This is a genomic window from Pseudomonas lactucae (assembly GCF_036688725.1).
Classification (GTDB): domain Bacteria; phylum Pseudomonadota; class Gammaproteobacteria; order Pseudomonadales; family Pseudomonadaceae; genus Aquipseudomonas; species Aquipseudomonas lactucae.
Map to the genome: position 1 here is coordinate 113,029 of NZ_JAQQPT010000011.1, position 14,812 is coordinate 127,840.

The 14,812-nt window shown below is 61.5% G+C and carries 14 protein-coding genes; 4 read left to right on the top strand and 10 right to left on the bottom strand.

Translation table 11 applies throughout. The features are described from left to right. Nucleotides 1-145: 145 nt before the first annotated feature. Nucleotides 146-1,009: a LysR family transcriptional regulator gene (locus V6M90_RS14490; protein ID WP_332846716.1), complete on the bottom strand. Its 864-nt coding sequence runs from the start codon at nucleotides 1,007-1,009 to the stop codon at nucleotides 146-148. Nucleotides 1,010-1,024: 15 nt separating this feature from the next. After that, on the bottom strand, nucleotides 1,025-3,289 hold the full coding sequence (locus V6M90_RS14495) for a heavy metal translocating P-type ATPase (RefSeq protein ID WP_332846717.1): 2,265 nt from the start codon (nucleotides 3,287-3,289) through the stop codon (nucleotides 1,025-1,027). Between the two features lie 86 nt (nucleotides 3,290-3,375). Between V6M90_RS14495 and cadR the strand changes: the two genes are divergently transcribed. Then, complete coding sequence (gene cadR, locus V6M90_RS14500) at nucleotides 3,376-3,816, top strand: Cd(II)/Pb(II)-responsive transcriptional regulator (protein WP_003176737.1); 441 nt, start codon at nucleotides 3,376-3,378, stop codon at nucleotides 3,814-3,816. 66 nt (nucleotides 3,817-3,882) lie between these two features. On the opposite strand, the gene V6M90_RS14505 is transcribed toward cadR, so the two are convergent. The 3 genes from V6M90_RS14505 to V6M90_RS14515 all read right to left on the bottom strand — a co-directional run bounded on the left by V6M90_RS14505 (nucleotide 3,883) and on the right by V6M90_RS14515 (nucleotide 6,444). Continuing rightward, on the bottom strand, nucleotides 3,883-4,716 hold the full coding sequence (locus V6M90_RS14505) for a thymidylate synthase (protein WP_003176738.1): 834 nt from the start codon (nucleotides 4,714-4,716) through the stop codon (nucleotides 3,883-3,885). A gap of 52 nt (nucleotides 4,717-4,768) precedes the next feature. Further along, the gene (gene lgt / locus V6M90_RS14510; protein WP_003176739.1) at nucleotides 4,769-5,581 is read right to left on the bottom strand and encodes a prolipoprotein diacylglyceryl transferase; all 813 of its coding nucleotides are present in this window, start codon (nucleotides 5,579-5,581) and stop codon (nucleotides 4,769-4,771) included. An 80-nt stretch (nucleotides 5,582-5,661) separates the two neighbouring features. Beyond that, the gene (locus tag V6M90_RS14515) at nucleotides 5,662-6,444 is read right to left on the bottom strand and encodes a sulfite exporter TauE/SafE family protein (protein ID WP_003176740.1); all 783 of its coding nucleotides are present in this window, start codon (nucleotides 6,442-6,444) and stop codon (nucleotides 5,662-5,664) included. Between the two features lie 122 nt (nucleotides 6,445-6,566). Here V6M90_RS14515 and V6M90_RS14520 point away from each other — a divergent pair, with 122 nt between their 5' ends. Then, entirely contained in the window at nucleotides 6,567-7,313 is a 747-nt protein-coding gene (locus V6M90_RS14520; RefSeq protein WP_332846718.1) for an NRDE family protein, read from the top strand. A gap of 42 nt (nucleotides 7,314-7,355) precedes the next feature. Here the strand turns inward: V6M90_RS14520 and ptsP are convergent, their stop codons facing one another. Both ptsP and V6M90_RS14530 read right to left on the bottom strand, forming a co-directional pair. Then, nucleotides 7,356-9,635 (bottom strand): phosphoenolpyruvate--protein phosphotransferase, encoded by a 2,280-nt coding sequence (gene ptsP, locus V6M90_RS14525; protein WP_017530922.1) that lies wholly within the window; start codon nucleotides 9,633-9,635, stop codon nucleotides 7,356-7,358. Between the two features lie 22 nt (nucleotides 9,636-9,657). Continuing rightward, nucleotides 9,658-10,137, bottom strand: coding sequence for an RNA pyrophosphohydrolase (locus V6M90_RS14530; protein WP_003176750.1), 480 nt, complete (start codon nucleotides 10,135-10,137; stop codon nucleotides 9,658-9,660). Between the two features lie 143 nt (nucleotides 10,138-10,280). Between V6M90_RS14530 and V6M90_RS14535 the strand changes: the two genes are divergently transcribed. After that, nucleotides 10,281-10,937: a histidinol-phosphatase gene (locus V6M90_RS14535; protein ID WP_003176752.1), complete on the top strand. Its 657-nt coding sequence runs from the start codon at nucleotides 10,281-10,283 to the stop codon at nucleotides 10,935-10,937. 32 nt (nucleotides 10,938-10,969) lie between these two features. Here the strand turns inward: V6M90_RS14535 and V6M90_RS14540 are convergent, their stop codons facing one another. After that, nucleotides 10,970-11,383, bottom strand: a complete 414-nt coding sequence (locus V6M90_RS14540) for a DUF2269 family protein (RefSeq protein ID WP_078826488.1) — start codon at nucleotides 11,381-11,383, stop codon at nucleotides 10,970-10,972. A gap of 43 nt (nucleotides 11,384-11,426) precedes the next feature. Beyond that, entirely contained in the window at nucleotides 11,427-12,941 is a 1,515-nt protein-coding gene (gene ilvA / locus V6M90_RS14545; RefSeq protein WP_042945428.1) for a threonine ammonia-lyase, biosynthetic, read from the bottom strand. 136 nt (nucleotides 12,942-13,077) lie between these two features. On the opposite strand from ilvA, the gene rpiA reads away from it, so the two are divergent. Continuing rightward, complete coding sequence (rpiA, locus tag V6M90_RS14550) at nucleotides 13,078-13,749, top strand: ribose-5-phosphate isomerase RpiA (RefSeq protein WP_003176756.1); 672 nt, start codon at nucleotides 13,078-13,080, stop codon at nucleotides 13,747-13,749. Nucleotides 13,750-13,803: 54 nt separating this feature from the next. Here the strand turns inward: rpiA and V6M90_RS14555 are convergent, their stop codons facing one another. Continuing rightward, the gene (locus tag V6M90_RS14555; RefSeq protein WP_003176757.1) at nucleotides 13,804-14,718 is read right to left on the bottom strand and encodes an SdiA-regulated domain-containing protein; all 915 of its coding nucleotides are present in this window, start codon (nucleotides 14,716-14,718) and stop codon (nucleotides 13,804-13,806) included. Nucleotides 14,719-14,812: the final 94 nt, after the last annotated feature.

The following is a 14,812-nucleotide window of genomic DNA, read 5'->3' on the forward strand; positions in this document are numbered from 1 at the left end:
AGGGCCATGCTAGGCGGGCAATGCGTCGTGCATGTGGCAGGAAGGCAAAAGGCGGTGATAGTGGTATTGGTGGATTTGGGTAGGACTCGTAGTGATGGGTTGCCTGGTCTTGCTCCCGATTGGCCCCAAAGGCCACCCCAACGTTTCAGATCGGCGACATTTCCTGCGCCAACCCCAGAAAAGCCGCCGGCAGCCGCGCACCTTTACGCTCCTTGAGGCAGTAAAGATACTCCGAGATCTGCGGCGCATTCTCGAGGGTCAACACCCGCAGCTGTGGGTCATGCGGCACTTCCTGGCGGGCAATGATGCTGATGCCGATATTGCGCAGCACCGCCTCGCGGATCGATTCGCGGCTGCCGATTTCCAGCAGCGGGCCGTAGCTCACGCCGGCACCTTGCAGCATTTCTTCGGTGAGACGGCGTGTGGTGGAGCCGGCTTCGCGCATCAACAAGGTGTGCCCGGCCAGTGCGGTCAAGGGCACATGATCGAGCTTGGCCAGGGGATGATTACGGTGCACCGCCAGCACCAGCGGGTCGGTGCCGAGTACCCGACGAATCAGGCGCGGGTCTTCCAGCAGTTGCGAAGAGGCCGCGACATCGACGCGGTAATCGTCCAACGCCTCGAGCACCTGCTGGGAGTTGCCGATTTCCACCGACACGTCCACTTGCGGCAGGCGCTCGCGAAAGGCTTTGACCAGATCCAGGATGTAATACGGCGCCGTCGCGGCAATGCGCAAGGCGCCCTGGACCTGGCCGTTGTTACGCAGGAAAAATTCGATATCCGCTTCCTGCTGCAACAACGCCTTGACCATCGGCAACAGCCGCGCGCCTTCGTCACTCACCGTGAGGCGGCGACCGCCACGGTAGAACAGCTCAACGCCGTACTGGCTTTCCAGGTTGCGAATCTGGGTGGTGACCGTGGGCTGGCTGAGGCCGAGTTTCTTCGCCGCCTGGGTGATGCTGCCCAGGCGGGCTACCATGAAAAACGCCTTCAGCTCGGCACTCAGCACACCACCCTCTCATCCTCATTTGCGCAACAGGCGCAGGCCATTGAACACCACCAGCAGGCTCACGCCCATGTCGGCGAACACCGCCATCCACATGGTGGCCATGCCCAGGAACGTGACCGCCAGGAAAATCGCCTTGATCACCAACGCCAGGGCGATGTTCTGCTTGAGGATACTCGACGTTTGCCGCGACAACCGAATGAAAGCCGGGATCTTGCGCAAATCATCGTCCATCAGCGCCACGTCGGCGGTCTCGATGGCGGTGTCGGTGCCGGCGGCGGCCATGGCAAAGCCGATCTCGGCGCGGGCCAGGGCCGGGGCATCGTTGATGCCGTCGCCGACCATACCCACGCGGCGGCCCTGGCCGTAGAGGGTTTCGATGGCGTGCAGCTTGTCGGTGGGCAGCAGGTCACCCTGGGCCTGATCGATGCCGACCTGTGCCGCAATCGCCTGGGCGGTGTGGGTGTTGTCACCGGTGAGCATCAGGGTCTTGATGCCCAGCTCGTGCAGCTGCCGGATGGCTTCGCGGCTGCTGTCCTTGACCGTGTCAGCCACGGCGAACAGTGCCAGCGGGCCTGACTTGTCGAGCAACAGCACCACGGACTTGCCTTGTTTCTCCAGGGCGAAGAGCTTTTCTTCAAGCTGCGGCGAACACAAGCCGAGGTCTTCCACCAGGCGGTGGTTGCCCAGGTGGTAGGTTTTGCCATTGATATCACCGCGCACACCACGACCGACCAAGGCTTCGAAGTTATCCACAACGTGGTTCGGCAGATTGTTATCCACAGCCGCTTTGGCGATGGCCAACGACACAGGGTGGTCGGAACGCCCGGCCAAACTGGCGGCCAGGGCCGGTGCGCTGTCTTCTACATTGGGGAATAGCGCCAGGTAATCGGTTTGCACCGGTTTGCCGTGGGTAATCGTGCCGGTCTTGTCCAGCGCCAGATAGTCGAGCTTATAGCCGCCCTCCAGGTACACGCCGCCCTTGATCAGGATACCTTTGCGCGCCGCCGCCGCCAGGCCGCTGACGATAGTCACCGGGGTGGAGATCACCAGCGCGCACGGGCAGGCGACCACCAGCAGCACCAGGGCGCGGTAGATCCAGTCGAACCACACGCCGGCCATGAACAGCGGCGGGATCACCGCCACGCCCAGGGCAAACAGGAACACCGCCGGGGTGTAGACCTTGGAGAAACTGTCGACGAAGCGCTGGGTCGGTGCGCGGGCACCTTGGGCCTGCTCCACCGCATGGATGATGCGCGCCAGTGTTGAGTTGTTGGCCGCTGCGGTGACGGCGTATTCCAGGGAACCGGCCTGGTTGATGGTGCCGGCGAAGACTTTGTCGCCCACGGTCTTTTCAATCGGCAGGCTTTCGCCGGTGATCGGCGCCTGGTCGATGGTGGATTGACCGGCCGTGACTTCACCGTCCAGGCCAATGCGCTCGCCGGGTTTTACCCGCACGATGGCCCCAAGTTCGATGTCTTTGACCTCCTGTTCCACCCAGCTTCCGTCAGCCTGCCGCACGGTGGCCTGTTCCGGGGTCATCTGCATCAAGCCACTGATGGCATTGCGTGCGCGGTCGAGTGACTTGGCTTCGATCAACTCGGCCACGGTGAACAGGAACATCACCATGGCGGCTTCCGGCCACTGGCCGATCAGCACCGCGCCGGTGACGGCAATGCTCATCAGGGCGTTGATGTTCAGGTTGAGGTTTTTCAGGGCAATCCAGCCCTTTTTGTAGGTAGTGAGGCCACCGCTGAGGATCGACACCAATGCCACGATGGCAATCACCCAAGTCGGCGCGGCGTTGGTGAAGTGCAGTACTTCGGCACCCAACGCCCCCACACCGGACAACGCCAGCGGCCACCAATGTTTCCTGACGGGCGACTCGGCGGCCGGGGTGCCTTGTTCAATCGGGTCGGCCTGCATGCCCAGGGATTTGATCGCATCGATGATCGGCGCCGTGCTCGGCAAGTCATGGGTGACGCCGAGGATGCGGTTGATCAGGTTGAATTCCAGTTGCTGCACGCCGGCCAGCTTGCCCAGTTTGTTCTGGATCAGCGTTTGCTCGGTGGGGCAGTCCATGGCTTCGATGCGAAAGGTGCTCAGGCGCGAGCCGGCGGTAGGGGCCTGGCTCAGTTGCACCCGCGCAGGAGCCGGGGTGCCGGAACAGCAGGCACCGCCGTGGCCGTGGTTATGCACAGGCGTCAGCTTCTTCTCGCCATGGTCATGGTCATGGTCATGTTTGTGCGGGGAGAGGTGCGGGGTGTGAAGGGAATCGCTCATCAGGTCGCGTCCATAAAAGGTGCCTGTTGCCAAGTAAAGACCCTGTAGCCACTATAGGGTCAAGCACCCTTTTGGAGATTGCTGCGATGAAGATCGGCGAATTGGCCAAACTCACCGACTGTCCGGTGGAAACCATCCGTTATTACGAGAAAGAAGGCCTGCTGCCGCCCCCGGCCCGCACTGACGCCAACTATCGCGTGTACACCCAGGCGCACACCGAACGGCTGGTCTTTATCCGCAACTGCCGCAGCCTGGACATGACCCTCGAAGAAATCCGCAGCCTGCTCAGCCTGCGCGACAGTCCCCAGGACCAGTGCGAAAGCGTGAATGCGTTGATCGACGAGCATATTCACCATGTAAAAGCACGGATCGATGGGCTGTTGGCGCTGCAGGAGCAATTGCTGGATTTGCGCCAGCGCTGTGGGGGTGGGGAGCAGTGTGGGATTTTGCAGCGGCTGGAGGTGAACGGGAGTGTGCAGCCCAGTGAAGCTGAGCCTTCACACGTGGGCAGAAGCCATGGCCATTAACCCAGACTGGTAACCGGATAAAAATGTGGGAGCAAGCCCCCTCCCACATTTGGACCGAGACCGACTTTAGATCGCCACGTCCGCCTTGATGCTTGGATCGGCCTCGTACCCCACGATCTCGAAGTCTTCGAACTTATAGTCGTAGATTGATTCGGGCTTACGCTTGATCACCAGCTCCGGCAGCTTCTTCGGCGTGCGCGCCAGCTGGGTGCGGATCTGTTCCATATGGTTGCTGTAGGCGTGGGTGTCGCCGGTGGTGACGATGATCTCGTGGGGGATCAGGTCGCACTGTTGGGCCAGCATATGGGTGAGCAGCGCCAGGGCGGCGGTGTTGTACGGCAGGCCAAGGAACACATCGGAACTGCGGATGTATAACTGCATCGACAGATGACCGTCATGCACAAATGCCTGGTACAGCAGGTGGCACGGCGGCAGGGCTTGCTTGCCGTTGCGCGCGTTTTCCTGGGGGCTCTTGGTCTCGTCCGGCAGGTATTCGACGTTCCAGCCGTGGAACAGGATGCGCCGGCTGTTGGGGTTGGTCTTGAGGGTGTGAACCATGTAGTCGATCTGGTTGATCGTGCCGCCGTCCTTGGTCGGCCAGGCAGTCCACTGCTCGCCGTACACCGGGCCCAGGTCGCCGTCTTCGGTGGCCCATTCGTCCCAGATGCGCACACCGTTTTCGTTGAGCCACTTGATGTTGGTGTTGCCGCTCAACATCCAGATCAGTTCGTTGGCGATGCTTTTGAAGTGAAGCTTTTTGGTGGTCAGCAGCGGGAAGCCGTCGGCCAGATTATGCCGATACTGACGGGCGAACACGGCCTTGGTGCCGGTGCCGGTGCGATCGCCCTTGGTCAGGCCATTGGTCACGACGTCGTTCAGCAGCTCGAGATATTGCTTCATATCATTACCTGTATCGTTGAAGCCGAGACCTCGCAGGCCCCGGCATTCGAATTCAAAGCGCGGTGTTCTTCAACGGCTGCGGGCGATTGTACGCCCACCACAGCAGGCCCAGGCCTACCAGGATCATCGGGATGCTGAGCACCTGCCCCATGGTCAACCAGCCCCACGCCAGGTAACCCAACTGGGCATCCGGCACGCGCACGAACTCGACGATAAAGCGGAAGATCCCGTAGAACAACGCGAACATGCCGGAAACGGCCATGGTCGGACGTGGCTTGCGCGAGAAGAGGTAAAGGATAAGGAACAGCGCCACACCTTCCAGAGCGAACTGGTACAGCTGCGACGGATGGCGCGGCAGTTGCGCCGGATCGCTGAACGGAGGGAAGACCATGGCCCAGGGCACGTCGGTCGGCTTGCCCCACAATTCGGCGTTGATGAAGTTGCCGATACGCCCGGCGCCCAGGCCGATCGGCACCAGCGGCGCGACGAAGTCCATCAGTTCGAAGAACGACTTGCCGTTGCGACGGCCAAACCACCAGGCCGCGATCATCACGCCGATGAAGCCACCATGGAACGCCATGCCGCCCTTCCAGACCTCGAAGATCAGCATCGGATTGGCGATATACGCAGGAAGATCGTAGAACAGTACATACCCCAGACGCCCGCCGACGATCACCCCCATCGACAGCCAGAACACCATGTCGGAGAGTTTTTCCTTGGTCCAGGTCGGGTCGAAACGGTTCAGGCGCCGGGACGCCAGCAGCCAGGCGCCGCCGATGCCGATCAGGTACATCAACCCGTACCAGTGGATTTTCAGCGGACCGATGGCCAGGGCCACCGGGTCGATCTGCGGGTAAGGCAGCATTGCGACTCCTCGTTAAATCATTCGTTATAGCGACCGGACCATGCCCGGGCGCGATTAAGCGTGCGTTACAGCAACTGCCGTCAAATCAGAAAATTTATACCGACGCAAAACAGCAGGCCGGCGAACAGCCGCTTGAGCAAGCGCGGCGACAAGCGGTGCGCCAGGCGTGCGCCAAAGCGCGCGAATACCATACTGGTCAGGGCAATCCCCAGCAGTGCGGGCAAATACACGAACCCTAGACTATGAGCGGGCAGCAACGGGTCATGCCAGCCCAGAATCATGAAACTTAATGCACTGGCCAGGGCAATCGGCAGACCACAGGCCGAAGAGGTGGCCACTGCCTGCTGCATCGGCACGCTGCGCCAGGTTAAAAACGGCACGGTCAGCGAGCCGCCACCGATGCCGAAAATCGCCGAGGCCCAGCCGATTACCGTACCGGCCAGGGTCAGCCCGACCTTGCCCGGCACCGTGCGGCTGGCCTTGGGCTTGAAATCCAGGCCCAGTTGCACCGCCACGACCAGCGCAAACACACCGATGATCTTTTGCAAATGCGGGCCGGAAATCGCCTCGGCAGTCAGCGCGCCGAAGCCTGCGCCGATCAAAATGCCTACCGTCATCCACACGAAGATCGGCCAACGCACCGCGCCGCGCCGGTGGTGCTCACGCACGGCATTGATCGAGGTAAAGATAATCGTCGCCAGGGAGGTGCCCACGGCGAGGTGAGTCAGCACCTGCGGGTCGAAGCCCTGCACGGTGAAGCTGAACACCAGCACCGGCACAATGATGATCCCGCCGCCGACACCGAACAGCCCCGCCAGCACGCCTGCGCAGGCGCCCAGCAGCAAATACAGCAGAAATTCCATGGGAGCCCCCGAATCAAGTCCGGCATGTTAACGGATGGAAGGCGTGCTACCCAACTGGATACGATGGAACGCCTCCGGTTGTGTGGGTAGAGTGGCAAAAAACCACAAAGGGAAATCGCCTGATGTGCCTGATTGTTTTCGCCTGGCGGCCGGGCCACGCCCAACCGCTGATCGTCGCGGCCAACCGTGATGAGTTCTACGCCCGCCCCAGCCTGCCGCTGGCCCAGTGGCCGGATGCGCCGCACGTCTACGCCGGCCGCGATCAGGAAGCCGGCGGTACCTGGTTGGGGGTGAATGCCGAGGGGCGTTTTGCCGCGCTGACCAATATCCGTGATCCGCATCAGCCGCCGGCACGCAAGTCCCGCGGGGAACTGGTGGCGCGGTTTCTCAGTGGTTCGCTGTCGATTGAGGATTATTTGGCCGACGTTAACGGCCGTTCGATTGAATATGCCGGGTTTAACCTGCTGGTGGGGACCCAGGATGAGCTGTGGCACTACAACGCCCATCACACCGAGCCCACGCAGTTGAAACCGGGCGTGTATGGGTTATCCAACGCAGGGCTGGACACGCCTTGGCCAAAACTGCTCAAGACCAAAGCCGCGCTGAGCGAATTGCTGGCCGATCCGCAGCCTGAAGCGCTATTGGAGATTCTGAGCGATCCGCGGATTGCGCCGTTTGCCGAGCTGCCGGATACCGGCGTGGGTCTGGCGACCGAAAGTCTGCTGTCGAGCGTGTTTATCGCCAGCCCCACTTATGGGACACGGGCGAGCACGGCGTTGATTGTGAATGCCGATGGCACACGGCGGATGGTGGAGCGCAGTTTTGGGCCGCAAGGTGGGCGGCTGGGTGAAGTAGAGCTCAGAATTTAGCGGCATGATCGTTCCCACGCTCTGCGTGGGAACGATCAGGTTCTAAAGGGTTTTGGCCGACGCCGGGTTGATCATCCGCGTCAGCCCCAAATTCTTCAGCGCCAACTGCAGCGAGCTGTGGATAACTTGCGGGTTGTCGATGGTCATCAGCTCGGCCAGCAGGTCCTTGGCCATGCTCAGTTCAACCTGGCGCAGCATCCACTTCACCTTCGGCAAGTTGGTGGCGTTCATCGACAGGCTGTCAAAGCCCATTGCCATCAACAGCACCGCCGCCGCCGGGTCACCGGCCATTTCACCGCAGATACTCACCGGCTTGCCTTCGGCATGGGCGTCGCGCACCACGTGTTGCAGCGCTTGCAGCACCGCCGGGTGCAGGTAGTCGTAGAGGTCGGCCACCCGTGGGTTGTTGCGATCCACGGCCAGCAGGTATTGAGTGAGGTCGTTGGAGCCCACCGACAGGAAGTCCACCTGCCGCGCCAGTTCCTTGGCCTGGTAAACCGCTGCCGGGATTTCGATCATCACGCCAATCGGCGGCATCGGTACGTCGGCACCTTCGTCGCGCACTTCGCCCCAGGCACGATGGATCAGGTGCAGGGCCTCTTCCAGCTCATGGGTGCCGGAGATCATCGGCAACAAAATACGCAGGTTGTTCAGCCCCTCGCTGGCCTTGAGCATGGCGCGGGTCTGTACCAGGAAGATCTCGGGATGGTCGAGGGTGACGCGAATGCCGCGCCAGCCGAGGAAGGGGTTGTCTTCCTTGATCGGGAAATACGACAGGGACTTGTCGCCGCCGATGTCCAGGCTGCGCATGGTCACCGGCAGCGGGTGGAAGGCTTGCAGTTGCTCGCGATAAATCGCCAACTGCTCCTTCTCGCTCGGGAAGCGCTGGTTGATCATGAACGGCACTTCGGTGCGGTACAGCCCCACGCCTTCGGCGCCACGTTGCTGCGCACGCGCCACGTCAGCCAACAGCCCGGTATTCACCAGCAACGGCACCCGGTGGCCATCGGTGGTCACGCACGGCAGTTCGCGCAATGAATCGAGGCCCAGCGCCAGTTGTTTCTCTTCTTCAACCACTTCGGCGTATTGCTTGCGCAGTACTTCGCTGGGGTTGGTAAACACTTCGCCACGATGGCCATCGACGATCATGTCGATGCCGTCGACCTTGGAGTACGGCAGGTCCACCAGGCCCATCACCGTCGGAATGCCCATGGCGCGGGCCAGGATCGCGACGTGGGAGTTGCCCGAACCGAGTACCGAGACCAGGCCCACCAGTTTGCCCTCAGGCACTTCGCCGAGCATGGTGGCGGTCAGCTCTTCACTGATCAGGATGGTGTTGTCGGGATAGACCAGGTTGGTGCTGCGGTCTTCCTGCAGATACGCCAGCAGACGGCGACCGAGGTCGCGCACATCCGAGGCGCGCTCGCGCAGGTAGGCGTCGTCCATCAACTCAAAACGGTTGACGTGATCGGTCACCACTTGGCGCAGCGCACCCTGGGCCCACTGGCCGGTCTTGATCACGGTCTTGACTTCGTTACCCAGGGACGCGTCGTCGAGCATCATCTGGTATACGTCGAACAGCGCACGCTCTTCGGGACGCAGTTGGGTGGCCAGCTTGGTCGACAGGTTGCGCATGTCGGCGCGCACGCCTTCCAGGGCGGTCTTGAACAGTTTGATTTCGGCGTCGATGTCGTCGACGGATTTGTCCGGCACCACATCAAGGTCGGCCGGCGGCAACATGACCACGGCTGTACCGACGGCGGCGCCCGGCGAACCCGGCACACCGACGAACTTGGCTTCCTGGATGCCCTTGCCCTGACGGCCCAGGCCACGTATCGAGCCGGTGGCTTCAGCGTGGGCAATAACCCCGGCGAGCTGTGCGCTCATGGTCACGAGGAAGGCTTCTTCACCTTCATCGAACTGACGGCGTTCTTTCTGCTGGATGACCAACACGCCGACGACGCGGCGGTGGTGAATGATCGGTGCGCCGAGGAATGAGGCGTAACGCTCTTCGCCGGTTTCGGCAAAGTAGCGATAACGCGGGTGATCGGCCGCGTTTTCGAGATTCAGGGGTTCTTCACGCGTCCCCACCAGGCCCACCAGCCCTTCATTGGGCGCCATGCTGACCTTGCCGATGGAGCGCTTGTTCAAGCCCTCCGTGGCCATCAGCACAAAACGGTTGGTCTCTGGGTCCAGCAGGTAAACCGAGCAGACCTGGCTGCCCATGGCTTCCTTGACGCGCAACACAATAATCCCCAACGCCGCCTTGAGATCCTTGGCGGAGTTAACTTCCTGGACGATCTTGCGCAGCGTATTGAGCATGGCTCGGGGTCGAACTCCGTCGTCAGTCGCGCGCTAATAGGCGCGGGGCAAGCTCTTTGAGAGCGCGACGATAAACCTCGCGCTTGAATGTCACCACCTGGCCCAACGGGTACCAATAGCTGACCCAGCGCCAGCCATCGAACTCCGGTTTACCGGTCAAATCCATCCGCACCCGCTGCTCGTTGGAGATCAGGCGCAGGAGAAACCATTTCTGCTTCTGGCCGATGCACAGCGGTTGGCTGTGGGTACGCACCAGGCGTTGCGGCAAACGATAGCGCAACCAGCCACGGGTACAGGCCAGAATTTGCACATCTTCACGCTCAAGGCCGACTTCTTCATTCAACTCACGGTACAAGGCGTCTTCAGGGGTTTCGTCGGGGTTGATTCCACCTTGAGGAAACTGCCAGGCATCTTGGTTGATTCGGCGAGCCCATAGCACCTGTCCGGCATCATTCGTAAGAATGATCCCGACATTAGGACGGAAACCATCGGGGTCGATCACGGCAACAACCTCGCAAACGCATGTCGCCGCATTGTTCCACAAAGGTTGTTCCAGCGGCAACGAGGCTTCTTAGCTTATGTGCACTCTTGTGAAAAGACCGTATTCTGGACGCCTTTTTACAGACTTTTCAGCGAGTAACTGCAATGCGCCTGGCTTTATTCGACTTGGACAACACCCTTCTCGGCGGCGACAGCGACCACGCGTGGGGCGATTACCTGTGCGAACGCGGGATTCTCGACGCCGTAGCCTATAAGGCTCGCAACGACGAGTTCTATCAGGATTATCTGGCCGGCAAGCTGGATAACGCCGCCTACCTGAACTTTTGCCTGGAAATCCTCGGCCGCACCGAGATGGCCCAGTTGGATGAGTGGCACAACGACTATATGCGCGACTGCATCGAGCCGATCCTGCTACCCAAGGCCGTGGAACTGCTGGCCAAGCATCGCGCCGCCGGCGACAAGCTGGTGATCATCACCGCCACCAACCGTTTCGTCACCGCGCCAATTGCCGCACGCCTGGGTGTCGAAACCCTGATCGCCACCGAGTGTGAGATGGAAGACGGCCGCTACACCGGGCGCAGCACTGATGTGCCGTGCTTTCGCGAGGGCAAGGTCACGCGCTTGAATCGTTGGCTGGAAGAAACTGGGCATAGCCTGGAAGACAGCTATTTCTATAGCGATTCGATGAATGACCTGCCGTTGCTGGAGCAGGTGACGCACCCGGTGGCGGTGGATCCGGACCCCAATCTTCGCGCTGAGGCTGAACGGCGCGGCTGGCCGGTGATTACGCTGCGTAGCTGATGGCCCTATCGGGGGCAAGTCGGTCTCAAGCCTTAAACCGGCTTGGCCCCCATGAGCCCCGCAATCGCCACGAACCCCACCAGGCTGACCACCGCCAGCACCAGGGTGAAATTCAGACTGCCACCCTCCCCCTTGCGCAGGCGGTTAAGCCGCGCCACCAGCCAGAACCAGGCCAGCGCCGCGACGGTGTAGAGGAGGCTGGAGCCCAGGATCCAGGTCTGCCCCAGCGGCCAGCCGGTCAGGTGCACCAACCACCAGCCGGTGAACGGCATGCTCACCACGCAAATGCCCATCAGCAACCACACGAACGCCCACGGGCGCTGCACGGTCACCGCCGCGCCGGCACTGCGTTTGCGCCAGGCCAGCAGCGCCAGGCCGAGGCCGCTGAGCAGTAACACCACGGTGGCCGCGATGTGGATAACTTTCAGGGTGATCAGGGTTTCCATGTGTCGTCTTCCTTAAAGGCCGCGCCTCAATCAGCGTAGTCGCTCAACCGAGGAACAGTTTATAGGCCGGGTTATCGCTCTCATCCCAGTACGGGTAGCCAATCGCTTCCAACGCGGCCGGCACCAGGTGACGCTCGCTCGCCGGTACTTGCAGGCCAGCGACCACACGGCCGTCGGCGGCGCCGTGGTTGCGATAGTGGAACATCGAGATGTTCCAGCGCCCGCCCAATTTGTTGAGAAAGTTGAACAAGGCCCCCGGACGCTCCGGAAATTCGAAGCGAAACACCACTTCGTTGCTGACGTGCGCCGCATGCCCACCGACCATATGGCGAATGTGCAACTTGGCCAGTTCGTTCTCCGTCAGGTCCAACACCGGAAAACCCTGCTCGGTGAGGCTGGCGATCAGTGCACTGCGCGGATCGTTTTCCGGGTGGGTCTGCACGCCAACGAAGATGTGCGCCTCGCTGCCGGAGTGGTAGCGGTAGTTGAATTCGGTGATCTGGCGCTTGCCCACGGCCTCGCAGAACGCCTTGAAGCTGCCGGGCTGCTCGGGAATGGTCACGGCGATGATGGCTTCGCGGCCTTCGCCCAGCTCGGCGCGCTCGGCCACGTGGCGCAGACGGTCGAAGTTGACGTTGGCGCCGGAGTCGATGGCGACAAAGGTCTGGCCGCTGACGCCACGGGTTTCCACGTACTTCTTGATGCCCGCCACACCCAGGGCGCCCGCCGGTTCGGTAATGGAACGGGTGTCGTCGTAGATGTCCTTGATCGCTGCACAGATTTCATCGGTGCTCACGGTGATCACTTCATCGACATAGTCTTTGCAGATATCGAAGGTGTGCTGGCCGATCTGCGCCACCGCCACGCCATCGGCAAAGATCCCGACCGTCGGCAACACCACGCGTTCGCCCGCCGCCATCGCGGCTTGCAGGCAGTTGGAGTCGTCCGGCTCTACGCCGATGATCTTGATCTCGGGCCGCAGGTATTTCACATACGCCGCAATGCCGGCGATCAGCCCGCCGCCGCCCACCGGTACGAAAATCGCGTCCAGCGGCCCCGGGTGCTGGCGCAGGATTTCCATCGCCACGGTGCCCTGCCCGGCAATGGTGTGCGGATCATCGTAAGGGTGAATGTAGACGTAGCCTTTTTCGTCGACCAGCTTGAGCGAGTAGGCCAGGGCTTCCGGGAAGGAGTCACCGTGCAGCACCACTTTGCCGCCACGCGAGCGCACGCCTTCGACCTTGATCTCCGGAGTGGTCTTGGGCATCACGATGGTGGCCTTGACCCCCAGCACCTTGGCCGCCAGCGCCAGGCCCTGTGCATGGTTGCCCGCCGAAGCGGTGACCACGCCACGCGCGCGTTCTTCGGCGCTCAACTGGGTCAGCTTGTTGTAGGCGCCGCGAATCTTGAACGAGAACACCGGCTGCAAGTCTTCGCGCTTGAGCCAGACCTTGTTGCCCAGGCGCTCGGAGAGCTGGCGGGCGGTCTGCAGCGGGGTTTCTACGGCGACGTCGTAAACGCGCGAGGTGAGGATCTTTTTGACGTAGTGTTCAAGCATCGGCGGAATCACTGGGCGGGTTGGGCAGGGCCGAGGAGTCTAACCCGGCTTTTAGCCGTACGACCACACGAATCCCGAGGTTTTGTTAGGTTATACTCGCGCGCCTCGATAACTCCCCGCCCGTTCCGGAGCCCGCATGACCCAGGATCAACTCAAACAGGCAGTGGCCCAGGCCGCCGTCGATTTAATCCTTCCCAAGCTCGACGACAAGAGCATCGTCGGTGTCGGCACAGGCTCCACCGCCAATTGCTTTATCGATGCGCTGGCCCGGCATAAAGGCGCATTCGACGGCGCCGTGGCCAGTTCCGAAGCCACCGCCGCGCGCCTCAAGGGCCACGGCATTCCGGTGTACGAGCTCAACACCGTGAGCGACCTGGAGTTCTACGTCGACGGCGCCGATGAAAGCGACGCGCACCTGAACCTGATCAAGGGCGGCGGCGCGGCCCTGACCCGTGAAAAGATCGTCGCGGCCGTGGCCAAGACCTTCATCTGCATCGCCGACGCCAGCAAGCTGGTGCCGGTACTGGGCGCCTTCCCGTTGCCGGTGGAAGTGATCCCAATGGCCCGCAGCCATGTGGCCCGCGAGCTGGTGAAACTGGGCGGCGACCCGGTGTACCGCGAAGGCGTGTTGACCGACAACGGCAACATCATCCTTGATGTGTTCAACATGCAGATCACCAACCCGGTGGAGCTTGAGACGCAGATCAATGCGATCGTCGGCGTGGTCACCAATGGCCTGTTCGCCGCGCGCCCAGCCGACGTGCTGCTGCTCGGCACTTGCGAAGGCGTAAAAACCCTCAAGGCCTGATGCAAAACCAAATGTGGGAGCAAGCCCCCTCCCACACTTTTGATCGGCGGTGTGTCAGGGTGTTGGTTTCTTGAAGACGTAGAACAGGTTCGGCTCACTGACCAGGTACAACGTGCCGTCGTCATCCATGGCGATCCCTTCGGCCTGCGGGACGCGCCTTTTCAGGCCGTGGCGCCCATTGAGCAGAGACAGACTGCTCAGCGGGCGACCGTCGATATCCAGTTCCAACACCAGAAACGACTCATCCGACAGCGCCAGCAGATGGCCGCTGCGCTCGTCGTATTGCAGGCTCGAGAGGTCGCGCACAAACAGCCCGGCGTCACGCTTGGGGTTGTTGATCACGTGCACCGAGTAGGTTTTTTCCGGTTTGAAATGGGGAAAACCGCGAACCTCGTAGATCAGCATCGGGTCGCGCTCCTTGGCCACGAACAGGCGCTTGCCCACCGAGTCATAGGCCAACCCTTCGAACCCGTTGTTACCACCGACGTGCACGCCCAGGGTCATTTGCTCGGCATCGGCGGCGTCGAGAAAGCGGGTGTCATCGTCGACATGCACCTTGATCAGACGCTGCTGATGCTCATCGGTGATCACGTAGATGTTGTCGCTGATGAACTCCACGGCCTCGGCGTCGCCAAAGCCCACCAGGGGAATACGCCGCAGGATCTTGCCCTGCAGGGACAGCTCGATCAGCTCGGCGTTTTTATTGGTGACGGTAAACAGGCTTTTGCGCACCGGGTCATAGGTGAGGGCCGAGACATCATCGTCGAGCCCCTCGATCACCTGGGCCTCCAGGACGACCCGGTAATCCGCCAAGCCAATGGAGCGCGCATCCGCCGGCTGGCGCCAGGCCTGCAGATTGAACCAGGCGCGCTCGAACAGGCGAAAATGCTGCGCAACGGCCCCGGCGCTGATCAGGGCGATCAGCGCAAGCACAATCAGAAGGGGTTTGGGGCGGGTTAGTCGACGCATTGGGCGGGCTCAAAATCAAAAGTGGCGAATAAATATCACGCCGGTCTGAATTTAAACTTAAACGCGCCCATCTGTCTGGCGAATGCCGCAACTG